General features: G+C 51.2%; 12 protein-coding genes. 3 read left to right on the forward strand and 9 right to left on the reverse strand.

What is annotated here, in order from left to right; genetic code table 11:
• The first annotated feature begins 347 nt into the window (after nucleotides 1-347).
• Complete coding sequence (locus ACG2E4_RS01160) at nucleotides 348-2,234, forward strand: serine hydrolase domain-containing protein (RefSeq protein WP_395275471.1); 1,887 nt, start codon at nucleotides 348-350, stop codon at nucleotides 2,232-2,234.
• A 53-nt stretch (nucleotides 2,235-2,287) separates the two neighbouring features.
• On the opposite strand, the gene ACG2E4_RS01165 is transcribed toward ACG2E4_RS01160, so the two are convergent.
• The 7 genes from ACG2E4_RS01165 to uvrA form a co-directional block, all read right to left on the reverse strand.
• On the reverse strand, nucleotides 2,288-3,073 hold the full coding sequence (locus tag ACG2E4_RS01165; protein WP_395275472.1) for an ABC transporter ATP-binding protein: 786 nt from the start codon (nucleotides 3,071-3,073) through the stop codon (nucleotides 2,288-2,290).
• Between the two features lie 39 nt (nucleotides 3,074-3,112).
• On the reverse strand, nucleotides 3,113-4,801 hold the full coding sequence (locus ACG2E4_RS01170) for a hypothetical protein (protein WP_395275473.1): 1,689 nt from the start codon (nucleotides 4,799-4,801) through the stop codon (nucleotides 3,113-3,115).
• 52 nt (nucleotides 4,802-4,853) lie between these two features.
• Nucleotides 4,854-5,507: a porin family protein gene (locus ACG2E4_RS01175; protein ID WP_395275474.1), complete on the reverse strand. Its 654-nt coding sequence runs from the start codon at nucleotides 5,505-5,507 to the stop codon at nucleotides 4,854-4,856.
• 213 nt (nucleotides 5,508-5,720) lie between these two features.
• Nucleotides 5,721-6,464: a hypothetical protein gene (locus ACG2E4_RS01180; RefSeq protein WP_395259577.1), complete on the reverse strand. Its 744-nt coding sequence runs from the start codon at nucleotides 6,462-6,464 to the stop codon at nucleotides 5,721-5,723.
• A gap of 173 nt (nucleotides 6,465-6,637) precedes the next feature.
• Nucleotides 6,638-7,477, reverse strand: coding sequence for a hypothetical protein (locus ACG2E4_RS01185; protein ID WP_395275475.1), 840 nt, complete (start codon nucleotides 7,475-7,477; stop codon nucleotides 6,638-6,640).
• Between the two features lie 164 nt (nucleotides 7,478-7,641).
• Entirely contained in the window at nucleotides 7,642-9,909 is a 2,268-nt protein-coding gene (locus ACG2E4_RS01190) for a carboxypeptidase-like regulatory domain-containing protein (protein ID WP_395275476.1), read from the reverse strand.
• 421 nt (nucleotides 9,910-10,330) lie between these two features.
• Complete coding sequence (gene uvrA, locus ACG2E4_RS01195; protein WP_395259580.1) at nucleotides 10,331-13,141, reverse strand: excinuclease ABC subunit UvrA; 2,811 nt, start codon at nucleotides 13,139-13,141, stop codon at nucleotides 10,331-10,333.
• Nucleotides 13,142-13,756: 615 nt separating this feature from the next.
• Between uvrA and ACG2E4_RS01200 the strand changes: the two genes are divergently transcribed.
• Nucleotides 13,757-14,101 (forward strand): hypothetical protein, encoded by a 345-nt coding sequence (locus tag ACG2E4_RS01200; protein WP_395275477.1) that lies wholly within the window; start codon nucleotides 13,757-13,759, stop codon nucleotides 14,099-14,101.
• Between the two features lie 434 nt (nucleotides 14,102-14,535).
• Entirely contained in the window at nucleotides 14,536-15,720 is a 1,185-nt protein-coding gene (locus ACG2E4_RS01205) for a P-loop NTPase (RefSeq protein WP_395275478.1), read from the forward strand.
• A 91-nt stretch (nucleotides 15,721-15,811) separates the two neighbouring features.
• On the opposite strand, the gene ACG2E4_RS01210 is transcribed toward ACG2E4_RS01205, so the two are convergent.
• Nucleotides 15,812-16,186, reverse strand: coding sequence for a VOC family protein (locus ACG2E4_RS01210; RefSeq protein WP_395259583.1), 375 nt, complete (start codon nucleotides 16,184-16,186; stop codon nucleotides 15,812-15,814).
• A 217-nt stretch (nucleotides 16,187-16,403) separates the two neighbouring features.
• Nucleotides 16,404-18,077, reverse strand: coding sequence for a UDP-N-acetylmuramoyl-tripeptide--D-alanyl-D-alanine ligase (gene murF / locus ACG2E4_RS01215; protein WP_395275479.1), 1,674 nt, complete (start codon nucleotides 18,075-18,077; stop codon nucleotides 16,404-16,406).
• Nucleotides 18,078-18,103 lie beyond the last annotated feature (26 nt).

Below are 18,103 nucleotides of genomic sequence, written 5' to 3' on the forward strand. Positions count from 1 at the left end.
TTTTATAGTAACCGATATCAAATCACTGCTATCGGATAAAAATTTCGATTGCGGATCATTGCCGCAGGCCCTATTCTGCTTTTACTGTTTATGGAAAACCTTTGCAGAACCTGCTATTTTGTTGGAAAGTCCGACCGTTTTGATCTTTTAACCGGCGTACAAATCTCTCAGAACAAGGAGTTGGGAGTTTTGCAAAGCCTTCTATAATATTTTTTGACCGGGGAATTCTCTAAAGCCGGGATCGGTGCAGCCCTGGCAAAAAATATAGTTGCTATTGAAAAACAGCGGTTGTACAGTTCCCTTTACTGCTGAAATGTCCATGTTCTACTTTTAAGTTTGCTGATCTCATGAAAAAGTTGTGCATACTCTTTCTCCTTTTTATTTACTCAACTTCGGGACCCTCTTTTGGTCAGACTGTCCCCGTTGACAGCGTTGACCTGCACGCGTTTTTGGATGGCACTATTCAATCGTATATGGAGGAACAACAGATTGCCGGTGCCACCCTCGCCGTTATCCAAAACGGGCAGCCACTGATGCTCAAAGGCTATGGATATGCAGACCGGCGCAATCAGGTACCGGTCGACCCGAACCAGACGCTTTTCCGGGTTGGATCTATCTCCAAGCTTTTTGTCTGGACCGCCGTTATGCAGCTCGTTGAAGAAGGGCAGCTGGACCTCAACACCGATGTTAACCGGTACCTGGAAGCGTTCACTATTCCCGACACCTATCCTGAGCCGATCACCCTTAAACACCTGATGACTCATACCGCCGGTTTTGAAGACCGGATTATCGGGCTTTTTGCACTTGATACCGGTCGGCTGCGACCGCTCGAAGAAATACTGATCGAAGAGCTGCCCGCCCGGGTGCATCCACCGGGCCAGATCGCCTCCTATTCCAACCACGGTACCGCAATCGCCGCCCATATCGTAGAGCAGGTAAGCGGACTCCGGTTCCCCGACTATATAGAACAGTATGTCCTTCATCCGCTGGAGATGGACGCCACGACCTTCAGGCAACCTGTCCCCGAGCCTCTACAGCCCCGGCTCTCCCGGGGATATGCGGTCGAAGAGGGGATCCTCACTGAACAGCCGTTCGAGTTTGTTCCGCTGGGCCCTGTTGGTACTGCCAGCTCCACCGCCGCCGACATGATCCCCTTTATGCAGGCTCATTTGAACTTGGGCAGCTACCAGGGAAACACACTGCTCGATTCCACAACCGCCCGGCTTATGCAGAGCCAGGCCTTCAGCCACCACGATCAGCTCAACCCGATGCGCTACGGCTTTATCGACATGAGCCAAAATGGCGTCTCCATTTTTGGACACGGGGGCAGCACATTTTGGTTCCACTCCCTGCTGGCCCTGTTTCCCGATTACGATATCGGCTTTTTTATCTCGTTTAACAGTGCTGGCGGAGCACAGGCAACCCAGCATGTCCTGGAGGCGTTTGTTGACCGCTACTTCCCCGACCAGGCGTCGCCCCCAGATACGATGTCCACTGATCAACCCTACCTGCAGCAGTTTGCCGGGGAGTACCGCTCCAACCGGTACTCCCACGAACGGCTGACCAAAATCATTTCGCTGATGAATCCCGTAACGGTTCAAGTAACCGGCGACCGCACCCTGAACGTGACGCGGGACGGCCAAACACAGGAATGGATTCCCACCGAGAGCCTCCAGTTCCGGAATACCGAAAATCGACACCCGCTGATTTTTCGACAGAACAGTGACGGGGAGATCACGCACCTGTTTTTTAATGACATGCCGTTTGTTGCCTTTGAAAAAATCCCGTTCATCTCTTCGCGTACCCTCCATTTCACCCTGTTAGGCATCACGTTCGCCACCCTGTTGCTGACTCTGCTGTACTGGCCCGCCGCCTACCTGGTACGCCGCCCCTACCGGCCCACGCTGATAACCACCTCGCCGCTGCCACTGTATATCAAGATTATCGCATGGCTCAACAGCCTGCTCCTGCTCGTTTTTTATATCGGCTTGGGCACCTCGCTGACCGGACCGGAAAGTATCGTGTACGGGCTATCTTCGGCCATCACCTTTTGGCTGATCTTCCCGCTGATATCGGTCATGCTGACGATCACACTCTGGTACCTGACTTTCCGGGCGTGGGAAAATTCGCTCAGCGGCTTCTGGAGCCGGCTCTGCCTAGCGATTATCAGCATCGTTTTTACCGCCAACCTCTGGCAGCTTTACCACTGGAACTGGCTGGGATTTCACTATTAATTACGGATCTCCTGCCGAAACCCAAAACAGCCGTAAAGAACCTGAAAAAACGTCTACAGCCATTTCAGCACGTCCTCTCGCGGGTGCTCCACCCCAACATAGTGCTCAAAAATTTCGCTCAGGCTGGCATCTTCCTGGAGCTCCCTGCGGGTTTCGGAATCGAGATAGGCAATCACTTCTCCCTCGTGCAGGATAGCGATATCGTCGCACATATTTTCAACAATTTCGAGGATGTGACTCGTGATAACGATCGTAACGCCCTTGTCCTGCAGCCGGTTCAGTATTGTTTTCATCCTGCCGATCGAGATCACGTCAATACTCTCAAACGGTTCATCCAGGAACAGGATCTCCGGCTCACTCAGGATAGCTGCGCAAAACGAGAGCTTTTTCCGGCTGCCCGAAGACAACTTGCTGATCTTGGCGTGCTGGAACTCTGAAAGTCCCAAAAAGTCCAGCAGTGATTCCATCCTCTTCTGTCGCTCTGCGGCCGGCACCTCATAAATGTCGCAGATATAATGCAGGAAATCGTGGCTGCTGAAGTGTTCAAACAGCAGCGGTGGCTGCAATACGGAAGCGATCTGCGCCTTGATGTTGATCTCATTTTCTTCGGTAAGCGGCAATCCATTGATCACGATCTCTCCCTCCTCGGAATCAAGCAGGCCGGTTAAAATACCGATCAGGGTACTCTTGCCTGCGCCGTTGGGACCGATAAGCCCAAAAACTGTTCCCGAGGGTACGGAAAGGCTGAAATTATCCAGTATCATGGTATCGCCGTACGATTTTCGCAGGCCCGTTATCCGGATTGCCTGGTCTGTTTCACGCTTCACTTGTTCATTCATTTGGATACCGTTGAAGTTGTCTTTTCATTATCCGTATTGCTACTCCCCATCCAGCCAGATCTGGTGCAGCACATGCTTTTCAAATGCCTTCACCAGCACCCGCATATTCAGCCAAAGGTAGATACTGATGGCTGCGATGAGTCCCACCATCACCCAGCGGCGGTAGATATTGTATTCTCCCAGCGGGATAAAAATAGTGTAGCCGAGTCCGAACATCAGAAATGTCATCAAAAAAGTGACCTTTTGCGGGATAATCGGGTGCTTAAAACTGAACGAGCTGTAGCTCACTTTCTTGTAATAGTTGAAAGATGTAAACAGGAATACCAGCATAAAACAGAGGAAAAAGAAGGTGTTGGCGACATAGATATCAACCACCTGCCCGAGCTGCGGCAAGTATATAAGCTCCCCGATTGTGATCAAGTAAAAGATAAACAGCGGTACGGTAATTATGCCCAGGAACCGCTCCTTCAGCTGCTTCTCAAACGGCACCGGGAACTGCCGGTGCAGCAAAAACTCCCGGTGCTCATATCCGAACATGTTGGCCATGCCAACAGCCAGCAGTGCCACCGGTATGGCCGCCATCATGGTGGGAATGAGAACCGAGGTGATCCAGCTCTGTTCAAGATGCAGCAACAGGGGAATGTAGATTGCGGGAACCAGGGCCACCGTCAACAAAAACAGGCGATTATAGGGATGCAGTATAATATAGTAGTAAAACTTGCCTGCATTTCCACCGAGCCACCGCTTCAGGAAGCCCCAGAGCGTACTCCGGCGGTTTTTCGCCTTTTGTGTGTGAGGCGTCTGCAGCCCCTCCCTGGTTTTGTAAAAGTGATCCCGGAATACCAGGAACACCAGCAGTGCCGAAAACCCGTAAATGGCCGCCGCGATAGCCAGGTTATACTCGGCTGTGGCCGATGCCATCATCAGTCCACCGGGGAAATAGGTCAATATTCGGATCAGGCTCTGCACATCCGGCAGGTACTGGCTTAACACAAAGCTGGAATAGCGCGACAAAATAGCCAGTGCGGATATCGTCCCGAAAACCAGGAATAGCCCGCTGAAGACAACCAGCCTGAACCGCTTTTCGATAAGATGCAGGAACCGGTGCTTGATGGAGTAGATGATCGAGTAGTTAAGCAGCACAACGGCAATGACCACGGGAATATACATAGGATGACGCACCTGCATCAGCAAAAAAGCAGCCCATGTGAAGTTATAGATCACATTAATGGGATGGAAAAAGCCGATCAGGTTGAGATGCCAGGCCAGCTTGTTGACCGGGTAGCCGTAGGCCAGTAGCTTCCGGTTGAGCTCCATGTTCAGCAGTCGCGTGCTGGTAAATGAAAAGTGCAGCAGCCAAAAAACGTTGGCAAATACGATCAGGATCAGCACGCGGACAGAGGGCGTCAGCCACGGTAGTTCCTGGAATCCCCGGGGCGCGCGCTCATACATAATCACCAACAAGGCACTGCCCAGCAGGTTGGAGAACAGTATCAGCAAAAATATGATATAGCCGATCACCAGTATCGACTGAAATTTGGTGAGTCGTGCCAAAAAAGCTGACCAGTTTAGATATATAAGCCGCCTGAACATATTCTCTTTTTCTTTGAATACCCGGAGTACCCCGCCGCCAGTGCGCAGGGTGATGGCCGCCGGGTTATACTTTGGCATGATTACAGCGTGAAGGGTCTGACCGCCTGCTGTTTCCAGCGTACCAAAATGCTTCAACACGTTAAGAATGAAGGGGCTCTTATGCAAAAGTTAACGCAGGAAAACTTGCCTAAAATTGAAATCCTATTAACAACATAACCGTCCCATTGCGCGCGGGTTGCGGGGCTGCGCCGCCAAACACATCGGTAAATCCGGCGCTATACCTTATCTCAGCACTCACGGTGTTAAATCTGAAATCAAGATCGGTCCCGATCCCGGCAACAATCCCGAAATCACTGTCTCTCGCTTCCCCGATCAGCTCGTCAGGGGTCTGCTGCTCATTTTCAAAGATTTCAGTATTGCTGTTGTTTTCAATCAGAAAAGAAGCGTAGGGGCCTATATAAACGTGGGGGAGCAACAGGCCGTCCGCGGGCAGGTGAAACTTTGCCAGGACCGGTACTTCAACATAATCGAGGACAAGGTTAAATTCCGTATCGAGGGATGGCACCTGTACTCGTTCCCGGCTGCCTTTCTCAACGTACAAGACTTCAGGCTGAACAGAAAAAAGCCGGGTAAACCGAAAATCGAGCGATAGTCCAATTGCAAAGCCCGGTGCCGGGCTGCTCTCCCATTCCGTATTTATTAGCCGGCTGCCCACCAGCCCGCCCTTGATCTGCTTGTCCGGCTTGATCTCTTCCTGGGATTGCGCCTGTGCCGAAGCAGACCCCAAAAGAAATACTGCCAGAAATGCTATTTGTTTGATAGAAGTTACAGGTTTAATCATGGTCGCTGATCTGGTTTTCCGGCAGGAACAGCTGCATGCTGAGTTAAAGTCCATTTCCCGGCAACGTTTCCTGCCAGTGGAATTCGGGAAACCGGATCATGTAGTATTTCGCTCTTCGGAGCGGCGGGCAGGGCCAGACCAGGGCAATATACTATGCCTCCGGCTCAAGTAAAATGGATTTTCCCGTTGTAAAGGGGACCTTCTTCGAGGGCATCACTGAGGGCTGCACTCTTTATAGGGTATTTTTTTGCTGATAATTCCGACTACATATCCAAGCCCGTCTGTCACATTGGAAAATCCTTCCGGCAACGTATAGGTAATATTATCCAGCGAATCGACCCCTTCAACCCATTCGGGACCGCCCGAGGCCACCCACAGGTAGCGTTCGGTAAGCCTGGCGTCACCGTCCGGAACATTTATATGCTCTCTTTCGCGGATTGGATCGATGGTTACAGTATACCCCCCGGATAGTCCATAGGCCTGGTCCCGATAGGAAAACCGGTACAGGTCTACGCGTTTATATCCCGCTTGATTGATATGAAACTGCCATACCGACTGTATGTCGGCCAGACGCTCCACCTCCCGGATCGATACAGTGGCTGAACATCCCATTTGGGCGTATCCCAGTCTAGGTTGTGGAAAATCCGGCGGTATCGTTACGGTGACACTGCTGTAGGCCCCATCTTTTCGTTCCGCTTTTAAACGGTACGTGTGCTGAGGTTTGAGATCCATGGTTGTCCAAAAATTCAGCATGTTAACGCCGTTATCCAGTTGGAAAAGAGAGTCCTTCATGACCGCCGAACGACCGCTCTCCATTTCCCTGAGTGTGACCTGCATTTCGGGGATATCGTCCGGCATCTCGAGTTGCGTACGCGCCGGGGCAATCCGTACCCACTGGGTATCGGCAGAAGCGTCCAGATAGCCGTACATGGAAAAGAAATACTGTTCATTTTCCATGACAGGCTGGAAGGACGAGTCACAGCCGGCTGCAACCATTGCCAGGCAACCTCCAACGATCAGGCATATCCATATCCCGCCGACAGTTGTATGCCTGTATTTTTGCTGACTGTATTTCACTTGTTGTAGCCCTTGCAATTGCAATATTTACTTGTCGATCGATTTCTTGCTGGCTAATGGCACTCTTCATACGGAGTCGTTTTACTGAGAATTCCCACCATATAGCCAAGACCGTTTTGCACGTTGGAAAACCCCTCCGGCAGGGTATAGGTCGGATCGTCCAGTGAATCCACCCCCTCCACCCATTCGGGGCCGCCGGCAGCAACCATTACATACCTACTCTGCACATCCACATTTTCGGCCACCGGTATCTGGGTTCTTTCACGAATAGCATTCAGCTCGATGGTATGAAAACCAGAAACGCCTCCATATGCCTGGGTTCGGTAGGGAAACCGGTAGAGTTGTTGAGCAGAATAGCGCCATACCGACTGTGCATCTGCCAGCCGCTCGACGCCACGAATGGACAGGGTAGCCTGGCATCCGTTAAGATGATATCCGATCCTGGGCTTCGGGAAGTCTGGAGGAATGGTGACGGTGACGCTGCTTGTAGCCCCATCCGGAGATTCGGCCAGCAGTCGGTAGGTGTGCTCCGCCCGGACATCCATCGTGGTCCAGTAATTCCAGTAGTTGTATCCGCCTGTACGTTCGAACAGCGAATCCTCCAAAACGGCTGAATGGCCGGTTTCCATTTCTTCAAGTGTCACTACTGCGTCCGGTGCATCCGTGGGGACCTGAAACTCCACTCGAGCAGGTGAAATCCGCACCCACTGCGTATCGGCGGAGGCATCCAGGTAGCCGTAAAATGAGAAATGAAACTCATTATTTTCCTTGTAGGGTTCAAAGGTTTGCTCGCATCCGGCCAAACTTCCACCCCAGAGGCACAAAAGCAGGCCCGAGATCAACGTGCAAAACGAGTTTGCCATGATGGGATTACCAGAAATTTTACCATTCATTTTCACTTCTTTCCTGTTAACGCGGTTTTTTAAAACACAGGAGTGTTGGTCCCTGAGTGCATTCAAAACCGCAGCTTATATCTCATAAATGAGGATTCGAGTGCGCAAAAATATAAAATCGGGCAAAACAACGGTTTTACAAGACCTCTATGACAAACATGATATCAAGTGCCTACCTTCATTTCCAGCGTAAGATAGGGTAAAACCGGCAGCTGATTGATGCGCCGATGGGTATAGACATCGTAATAGAAAATATTGGTCTGGTCATATATATTGACGACTCCTGCCCTCGCATTCAATGTCAGCCCGGGATCTATGATCCTGAACGCCCGTTCCAGTGACATATCCAGCCGGTGTACGGCGGGCAGCCGGCCCTGATACGGCTTGTCAAGGATTACGCGGCGCAGCCCCTGGTCTCGAAGCACATCCGGCAGGCGCTCCCTGAAATCCAGGATATCGTCGAATCCCATCGGTCGGGTAAACGGCACGCCGGTACCGAGCTGCCATCGCACGCCGGCGGTAAAAGAGCCTATATCAGCGCTCACCAGCGCATTCACCTGGTGCCGGCGATCGTGGGGCGGATGATACTGCTGAACCGGCTCATCAAACCAGACACTAAAGTGATCCTGCGCGGCTTCATACATCGTCCAGCTAAACCCGTATCCCAGCATGCCGTAGAACCAGCTGGTACTGTACTCCATGCGCAGGTCACTGCCGTAGACCTCTCCATTGGCCTGGGCCAGGTCTGTCGTAAACCGGGCAATAGTGTTCCAAAGCGGTACCGGCTGGTTGCGCATTTGCTTGTAATAACCCTCGACCGACCATGTCAGACCCCGGGCAAGCGACTGCTGCCATCCCAGCGTGGCATGCAGCGCTTCCATCTGCTCTTGTTCTACCGGTGAAGTCATCCATGCTACAAATACAGAGCTGGCATCCCGCATGTCGCTTATGCCTGTCACCGCCTGGCGATACAGGCCGGCTGCCGCCGTAATTTCTTCCGTTTCGCGCCCGAACGGTTGCCAGGACATCCTGAAACGGGGTTCCAGGCTTGGGGCGTAATCGCCCGTATACAACGTTATGGCGGCGCCCGGACGGACCGTCAGTCGTTCACCAATCGGGATATTTGTTTCGAGATGTCCACCAAGGACAAATTGCGAGAGGCTTTCGCTGTTCAACCCCAGAAATTCTTCATCCATATGGTAGTTGAGGCGCTTTAACCGGGAAAAAAAACCGTAATCAACCCGGATATCGCCAATATATTGACGAAGGTTCATATCCAGGTTTACCCGCCAGATATCTGAAGAATATCCAGACGATTCCTCATCGATCCTGGAATTGGAAAAATAGGACAGGTTGACATTTGTCTGCATGAGTGTTCGGGAGTCCGGGGGCAGGGCTATACAGTTCCCCCCCAAAATAAAATTCCGCCATTTTATACTGTCATTCACCTCAAAATCCATGCGGCCGCGGTCGTAGGTATTCATGACCATTGCAGAGCAGCGGTCATCATTGCCGGTGAAGCTGGTTTTAAGCAGCTGGCTGCCGAATTTGAGCGGCTGCCTCTCTACCGGAAGCCAGCTGCTCGCCTGTTCGATAAACGAATTTCTGGCCGAAAACATCCAGGATGATTTTCCTTCCTGGATCGGGCCTTCTGCAAACACTTCGCCGGCAAACGGACTCACAGAACCCGACCCTGAGAAGTTGTACCGGTCGCCATGCCGCATCTGGATATCCATGACCGATGAGACCCGGCTGTTGTAGCGGGGACCAAATCCCCCGGCGTAAAAATCGACTCCCGAGATCAGATCTTCCGGGAAGGGAGAAAAGAATCCCACAATATGGGTGGGGCGGTAGACGATCGCTCCATCCAGCAGCACCAGGTTTTGAGTAGGCGTTCCCCCGCGAATAAACACCTGCCCTCCGCGATCGCCCATCGACACAACGCCCGGCAACGTCTGAAGATAGGTGGCAAGGTCACCGGCAGCAGGACTGGGCACCCGGCTCAATTCAACCGGGGTAATGCGCTGGCGCCCCTCCTGTTTCCATACGGCCCCGGTGGTTTGCTCCACCACCACTTCCTCGAGCTGGGCGTCATCCGGCTGTAGCGATACATTAACAGTCCTGTTTTCCCCCTCATCCAAATCCAGGGTGTCGGTATAGGGTCGGTACCCGATATAACTAATGCGCAGTGAATAGGTGCCCGGTTCTATCGAACTGATGCGGTAGAATCCATCGCCGTCAGCCGCAGCCCCCATGAACTTCTCTCCGGCAACAGGTTTTAACACCACGTTAGCCCCGTAGAGCGGCTGGCCGGTGGAATTATCAGAAATAATTCCCTGCATTGCCGCATCCTGGGCCTGAGCTTTTGATACTACCAGAAATGCGTAGATGGAAATGAAGGACAGAAGTATCAGTCGCTTATCATAAAACATAAACGGTTTCTTTTGATCTGAATTTATCAAAATTATCCGGGTAGGTTACCTGATGAATGATCAATGGGATTATCTCCTGGACAGGCAGGCAGCAGTTGATTTATGTTAAGGCAGCTCTTGAAAATGATCCTTTGCGTTTTACGCCCAAACAGGCAACCGCGTCCGCCTTTACCCCACATTTGAGAAATTCTGAATAAAAATATAAACCAAGTACACCATTAAAAAAATCTCATAAGGGTTTGCCCGATCCCACATAAGCCTGTTTGTACAATAGCCATTTTCTCTGTCAGCAGGAATAAATTTGTTCGAATTATTCACCGAGGAATTAGCCCGATATAGTACGGGAAAAGATTATCCATTCTAAAATCACAAACAACCACTCACGTCTCACGTTTGACGTCTGACGTCTCCCCCTCACATCCTACAACATCTCTTTCAGATATTTGCCCGTGTAGCTCTCCTCGATCCCGGCAATCTCCTCCGGCGTACCAGTACCCACAATCTGTCCCCCCGCAAATCCGCCTTCTGGACCAATATCGATAATGTGGTCGGCGCTCTTGATGACGTCCAAGTTGTGCTCAATGATGATAACGGTGTGCCCCTCATCCACCAGGCGGTTGAAGGAATCCAGCAGGTTGTTGATATCCTCAAAATGGAGACCTGTGGTAGGCTCATCAAAGAAATAGAGCGTGTGATCGCCTGCGCTCTTGGAAAGAAATTTGGCCAGCTTTACACGCTGTGCCTCTCCGCCGGAAAGTGTTGGAGCGCTTTGTCCCAGTTTCAGGTAGCCGAGTCCCACGTCCTCCAGCGGCTGCAGCCGGTTGGTGATGGAGGGTTCATCCACAAAAAACTCGATCGCTTCGGAGACCGACATCTCCAGCACGTCGTGAATATTCTTGCCGCGGTACTTTACACCCAGCACATCTTTCCTGTAGCGTTTCCCGTTGCAAGTTTCACAGGTAAGCTCAATATCCGCCATAAACTGCATTTCGATCGTCTGCACCCCTTCGCCCTCGCAGGTCTCACAGCGCCCGCCCGGTACGTTAAAGGAGAAATGACCCGGTTCGTAACCCATCAGCTTGGACTGCCGGGTATTGGAGAAAAGATCCCGCACCCCGTCAAATGCCTTGGTATAAGTGGCGGGATTAGAGCGCGAAGAGCGCCCGATCGGCGACTGGTCGACCATCTCCACCGAATCGATATGGTTAAGCCCCTTGATCGCCTTGTGGCGGCCCACTTTGTCGTTGTAGGTACCCAGCTGTTTTTGGATACCGGCATAGAGCGTATCGTGCACTAGCGTTGACTTGCCGGAACCGCTGACCCCTGTAACACAGATAAACTTGCCAAGCGGGAACTCCACCTCCAGGCTCTTCAGGTTATGCTCGCTGGCCCCTTGCAGCACGATGGCGTTTCCGGTGCCCTTCCTGCGCTTTTCGGGGACCGGGATCTCCTTGCGTCCACTAACATACTTGCCGGTCAGGGTTTTGGCTTTTTTCAGCTCGTCATATGGACCTTCAAATACCACTTCACCGCCGTGTACCCCGGCAAAGGGACCTATATCGATGATATTGTCGGCGGCCTCGATCATGGCGGGGTCGTGCTCTACCACCAGCACCGTGTTTCCGATATCGCGGAGCGATTTCAGGATGTTGATCAGGCGGTCGTTGTCGCGCGGGTGCAGCCCGATGGTGGGCTCGTCCAACACGTAGAGGCTGCCGATCAGCGAGCTGCCCAGCGAGTTGGCCAGGCTTATCCGCTGCGACTCCCCGCCGCTGAGCGTGTTGGCCAGCCGGTTCAGGGTGAGGTAGTCGAGTCCCACCTCATCGAGATATTTCAGGCGCTTCCGAATTTCATACAAAATCTGCTCGGCCACCTCTTTCTCAAATTCAGTCAGCTCCAGCTCCTCGAAGAATTCCCGGGCATGCCCGATGGTGAGCTCGGCAATCTCCCCGATATGTTTGCCCGCCACCTTCACGTACAAACCGTCGGGCCGCACGCGGTACCCTTCACAATCGGGACAGCGGCTGTAGCCCCGGTAGCGCGAGTAAAATACCCGCATGTGCACTTTGTAGGACTGACTTTTGACATCCTCAAAAAACTCATTCAGCCCCTTGTATTCATCCTTGCCGTTCCAGATGATATCCTTCATTTCTTTGGAAAGCTCGTTGTAGGAAGTATCGATCGGCAGGCCGTAACGGGCGGAAACCTTGATCAGGTCGCGCAGGTGTTTGCTGAATTTTTGTCCGCTGTAGGGAGCAATAGCCCCGTCACGGATTGTTTTTTCCGGATCGGGAATAACCAGGTCCTCGTCAATGCCCGCCACGCGCCCGAATCCCTCGCACTTGTCGCAGGCACCATACGGGTTGTTGAAGGAGAACATCTGGGGCGTAGGCTCCTCGAACTCCATGCCGTCCATCTCAAATCGCTCGCTGAAGTTGAGCTCTTCACCGTTGCGTATCTTGATTGAGCAGCGCCCCCGCCCCTCATGAAACGCGGTCTCCAGGGAACCCGCGATGCGACTCCGGGTATCCTCATCCTTCTTCACTGCCAGCCGATCTACCAGCACACGGTACTCATCTGCATTCATCTTGTCAGGATTGACTTCATCGACGGTCAAATCCAGCAACTCTTCATCCTGCATGTGCAGCAGGCGGGTAAATCCCTTCTCCTTCAGCACCTTCAGCTCGTCATTCAGTTTTTTCTTCTCGTGGTGGGGGATCGGGAACAGCACGTAAAACCGGGTGCCCTCCTCAAACCGGCCGAGCAGCTCTTCGATTACGGTCTTGGTGGAATCCTTCTTTACCTCGCGGCCCGATTTCGGTGAAATTGTGCGGCCGATACGCCCCCAAAGCAGGCGCATGTAGTCATAAATTTCGGTAGTGGTACCCACCGTGGAGCGCGGATTGGAGGAGGTGGTTTTCTGCTGAATGGCCATAGCCGGCGAAATCCCCTGCATAAAATCCACATCCGGCTTGTCCATGCGCTCCAGGAACTGCCGGGCATAGCTTGAAAGGCTTTCTACATATCGGCGCTGACCTTCAGCATAAATAGTGTCAAAGGCCAGGCTGGATTTCCCGGAACCCGATACGCCGGTCACCACGGTCATCTTGTTCCGGGGAATCTCAATATCGATATTTTTCAGATTGTGAACACGGGCGCCTTTAACAATAATGGGGCGGTCGCCGCTTTTCGTTGACTTCTGCTCTTTAGCTGCAGCTTGGGATCGGGACATTCAGTAGTGTAATTTTGACATTTAAATAAACAGGTGAATATACGAAATTAAGACAAGAAGATTATGAACTGATTGCCATTTAAATAATCACCGCCCATTCAAGGGAGCGGATTAAATCCGCGTTCATCGTGAACACCAGCCTTAAGTATATAAGCCGTCTGTGTCAGAGGCCATTCAAAACCGGTTAACGAAGAACTGGCGGCGTATCGTTCTGTGGATTCGATTTCCAGCTCTCCTCTGCCCTTAAATATTGCTCAACGAATAGTGCTAAAACCGGGAAGCGGTGATCTTTTCACCCAAGGATATTCGAGTACGATTAAAATATTACAAACAATTAATATTCATTAGTTTTTTTTAATATTTATTTGTAACATAATTTTGCGCATTAAGAAAAACGCGCATATAATTTACAGGCGATGATTACCCCATGAGAGGTTTGTAAAACAAGCGGTCATTTTTGCGTTGAGCAAAGCAGTCTTTCGATCACAATCCCATACTTGAAAATTGCTTTGCAGGCCGCCCTGACAACAACAGACGAGAATTTCCAACGGCATCAACATATCATCTGCAGTATTTATAGCTAACTGGCTTAACAACGGAAGAACAGGCTGAATTATGAATAAATGTGGCAATTATCGGGACTACTATTCAACCGACAGATACAGAGGGTTCTACAGGTTGCATAAAGCCGGGAATGGGTTTTCCAGGTTTATCCATCTGGCATTCTCTGATGGAGAGAACATCATCGTTACAACCGGTGTTTACATTGAAGAAGCCATGGCCAAAGCCTTTCAGGCAATTGACAAATTTCACTTGCAGCAGAAGCGTAAAAAAGAGCAGCAGATGGCGCAACTCTCTTCTGAACAAGTACTGCCTGGTGTCAGAAAAAAGCGTACTACCAAGCCCGCCGGCTCATATTTTCGCGATTCAGCTATTCCATCCCTCGCAGGGTACCAGTAAACAGTTATCCAATCTTGAGTTTTTGAACCAAGCCAAATGGAACACCTCTTTTTTTAAAAAATGCTACTATTTTCTTGTTGGGCTTTCTGATCATTTTGTGCACGGCCAAAAACAAACTAAAAAAATGCCGTCAAATTTTGGTTATCGACTATTGGTGTATTCGAATAACGGATAACCAGTCCACAAATAACCAAACTTCGCCTCCGGTTACTGCAGAAATCCCAACATATAGGCGATGTGTAAATACCTGCAAATCTTGCCTTCCTCCTCGGCAGGTAGGCCCTTATTGGTCATAGATGGATCGTTGACGATTGATCGAATTTAATCGTGGAGCACATCAAGACACGTATAAAAAGTCGAAACACGGCGTTTAGCATCTCGGGTAAAATCCTTATCTTTACGGGCTTTAAAGAAAACTTTGTAAATGACAGTTTATGGCTATCAACAAACAGCAGGTACGTACGGCGTTAACGCATGTCATCCATCCGAAATATGGAAAAGACCTCATCACCCTCGATCTTGTTCAGGACCTGATTGTCCAGGATAAATTTGTGACCTTTACGATCGATTTGCCCGAAAAAACCCCGGAGCTGGATACCAGGCTCAAGCAGATGTGCGAGGAGACGCTCCACAAGTATGTAGACAACGACCTGGTGCTGGACATCCAGACGGCGGTCAACCTCTCCAAGAAACGCGCGCTCGAAGGAGATGAAGAGGATGGCGGAGAACCGGCTTTTCCCGGCCAGGGACATCGAGAAAAAAAGCAGCAACAATCCACGCAACAGCCGCAGGGGGAGGAAGAACTGCTGCCCGGGGTCGAAAATATCATTGCAGTGGCTTCAGGCAAAGGGGGCGTGGGGAAATCCACCGTGGCCGTCAACCTGGCGTGCGGACTGGCCCGTACCGGGGCCAAAGTGGGCTTGCTGGATACCGATATTTACGGGCCCAGCATCCCGACGATGATGGACACTCACGAACGACCCAATATTACTACCCAAAAAAAGCTGATTCCACTTGAAAAATATGGCGTCAAGTTTGTTTCAATGGGATTGCTGGTCGATCCCGACCAGGCGATGATCTGGCGCGGACCGATGGTCACCAGTGCCGTCAAACAGTTTATGCAGGAAGTGGTCTGGGGCGATCTCGATTACCTCGTACTCGATCTGCCTCCCGGAACCGGGGATATCCAGCTTACGATTGTTCAAACGGTGCCCCTGACGGGATCTATCGTCGTATCCACCCCGCAGAATGTAGCGCTCGACGACGCCCGCAAAGGGGTGGCGATGTTTAAAAAAGTAAGTGTCCCGGTTCTCGGCATCGTCGAAAACATGGCCTACTTTGTTCCCCCGGACATGCCCGACAAGAAGTACCATATTTTTGGCAAACACGGGGCCCGCAAGCTGGCTGAGCGGATGGGGATCAACTTCCTGGGTGAAATTCCCCTGGAGCAGTCGGTTCGCGAGAGTGGCGACAGCGGCAAGCCTATTGTGTTGCAGGATGTGGAATCCAGGTCGGCTCAGGCTTTTATCGAACTTTCAAACAACACCATACAGCAGCTGGCCATCCGCAACAAGGAGCAGCCTACCACTGAGAAAATCGATATCAAGATCAAACCCTAGAAAATAGCGAACCGCAGAACAAGGAATTTCGAATAAGGAGCCTATCCTTCTGCATTCGATATTCCTTGTTCAATATTCTGTGGTTCTACAATCATTTCATGGCGTGCAGGGCCACGCGGTTGCCTTCGGTGTCCTCAAAAATAGCCATGTACCCATATTCCTCGGATATCTGGGTTTTCGGACGAAGTATTTTTCCCCCGTGCTTCTCAATCCGGTCGACAACGGACTGCAGGCGGGGCTCGGCATTCAGGTAGATCAACGAACCCTCGTGGCTCGGGATATAAAACTCTTTTCCTTCGCAAAGGGCACCTCCCATCCCTCCATCCTCTACGGGGAACATCGCCATCTTGAAATCATCGCCCATCTCCATATCGATCAGTTCCACTTCAAAGATTCCCTCATAAAACTTCTTCGCCCGGCTCAATTTTTTGACCGGTATCTCAAACCACGTGGCTGCGGTTTTCATTGTGTTCTTCATCGTCTTGGGTACCATAACTCCCTCCCTTTTGATTATTATGGATATAAATAATAAACAAACAGAATGGTTAATTTTCTTTTTGCATCCCTGCCATGACATGCAGGGAACCTGCTAGCAAATTAATACAAAACAGTAAGATAACCTAGGAAAACCTAAGGTATGATCGTCGTTTATCCGGAACATTCACCCGATCCCCCATCAAGAATTACTCGTTGTACGTATCCGGCAGATCATTTTCATACAAGACCACATCCCCTGCTCGAGTGAAATCCCGGACAATATCGTTTGCTTCAAAAAGACTGTTTACCACCCGGACCTGTTCTTCAGGAAAACCCACCGAGTGAATACCCTTAAGAATCGGCTGGGTGCGCTTCTTACCGACCAAAATGACCAGGTCGAGCCCGGCACGCCCGATGGCTTCCCCAAACTCCCGGTTTTTCTGCTCTTGCAGCTCTCCGAGCTCAATCATCCCCGGGGTAATGATGATACGACGGCCACTCTCGAATTGCGAAAGGATCTCTACGGCGTTCCTGGCTCCCACCGGGTTGGAATTAAAGGCGTCATCAATCACATAGAGATCGCCCTCTTTTTTCAGCTCGAGCCGATGCTCAATCGGCTCGATATGCGAGGCGGCCACCGCCATCGTACCGGGACGGATATCAAAGAGCCTGGCCACCCCTGCGGCCAGCAGCAGGTTTTGCACGTTGTGCGCTCCCAGCAACTTCGTCTGAAAAGATTCGGTAACTCCGTTTATATGCAGCCTAAAACCGGTTCCCTCCGGACCATAGGTGATATCGGTGGCCCTGATCTCTCCCCGTTCCAGTCCCACTCCCACCACCTGTATATCTTCCCGCAAGTCGGCCATTTCGCGCACGAGGGGGTCATCAACGTTCAGCACCGCTTTCCCATTGGGATTCAGCCGCCGTACCAGCGTGCTTTTGGTCCGGGCAATCGCCTCTTTCGAACCAAACGTCTCCAAATGGGCAATACCCACATTGGTAACAACCGCAATATCCGGCTGAACGATATCGCAGAGTTCGTCAATATTGCCCTCGTAGCGAGCCCCCATCTCAAGAATCAAAATTTGATGATGGGCCTCCAGATCGTTGTTGATTACCTTGCAGATACCCATCGGGGTGTTGTAGCTGCCCGGTGTTGAACAGACGCTGTACCGCTCTTCCAGCAGGTCGCGGATCATGAACTTGGTGCTGGTTTTACCATAGCTTCCGGTAATGCCGATCACCGCAAGCTCCGGCATGGAGGCGACTTTTTTACGCGCCAGGTCGATATAATACTGGTGCACCCGTTTTTCAATGGGCGCCGTAAGCATGGCAGCCGGAAAGACCAGGAACGGCATCAGGGCGTCGGCCAGCACCCAGCCGAAGGCCAGCACGTAGATATCGGCACTGTGAAACAGCGGCTGCTTCATGAGGATATCGGTGAATGGGATTCGGCCGAGATAGGCTCCGCCCGTGGCCATTACCGGGATCACAAGACTTAAAAGAGCATAGGGGATGGCAAGGCGAATCATGCGGGCAGTAAATACGATCGGTTTTTTCTGCCGGTCTCCCCGGTAGTAGTTGAACTTGCCAAACCAGAAAAAACCAAACATCGACAAGGTGATAATTGCGGCGCTGCCCGTAATCGTATTCGACATAAAATAGAGCAGTAAAAAAATCACCAGGTTGAAGAAGACATGCTCCGGCGTCAACACCCGCTGGTTCCAGTGCTCAAACAGCCACCCCCGGTACTCTTTAATTTTATATCCCTTTTGCTGAAAGATGTGCAAAAAATACTTGCCTCTCAGAAATGTGTGGCGCGCCATCACCAGTACAAACGCGGCCATAAGCAGTTCAATAAACCGAAAATACAGATTCAATGGAGGAAAGTCCGAATTAAATTGAG

The sequence above is a fragment of the Halalkalibaculum sp. DA384 genome, from assembly GCF_043951955.1.
In the GTDB taxonomy this organism is placed as follows: domain Bacteria; phylum Bacteroidota; class Rhodothermia; order Balneolales; family Balneolaceae; genus JAMQKA01.

Coding starts and splice junctions, on each gene's coding strand:
- ACG2E4_RS01205 (WP_395275478.1), top strand. CDS start 14,536: ATGGCTATCAACAAACAGCAGGTACGTACGGCGTTAACGCATGTCATC.
- ACG2E4_RS01175 (WP_395275474.1), bottom strand. CDS start 5,507: ATGATTAAACCTGTAACTTCTATCAAACAAATAGCATTTCTGGCAGTA.
- ACG2E4_RS01165 (WP_395275472.1), bottom strand. CDS start 3,073: ATGAATGAACAAGTGAAGCGTGAAACAGACCAGGCAATCCGGATAACG.
- ACG2E4_RS01210 (WP_395259583.1), bottom strand. CDS start 16,186: ATGAAAACCGCAGCCACGTGGTTTGAGATACCGGTCAAAAAATTGAGC.
- ACG2E4_RS01185 (WP_395275475.1), bottom strand. CDS start 7,477: ATGAATGGTAAAATTTCTGGTAATCCCATCATGGCAAACTCGTTTTGC.
- ACG2E4_RS01200 (WP_395275477.1), top strand. CDS start 13,757: ATGAATAAATGTGGCAATTATCGGGACTACTATTCAACCGACAGATAC.
- ACG2E4_RS01180 (WP_395259577.1), bottom strand. CDS start 6,464: ATGGAAAATGAACAGTATTTCTTTTCCATGTACGGCTATCTGGACGCT.
- uvrA (WP_395259580.1), bottom strand. CDS start 13,141: ATGTCCCGATCCCAAGCTGCAGCTAAAGAGCAGAAGTCAACGAAAAGC.
- ACG2E4_RS01160 (WP_395275471.1), top strand. CDS start 348: ATGAAAAAGTTGTGCATACTCTTTCTCCTTTTTATTTACTCAACTTCG.
- ACG2E4_RS01190 (WP_395275476.1), bottom strand. CDS start 9,909: ATGTTTTATGATAAGCGACTGATACTTCTGTCCTTCATTTCCATCTAC.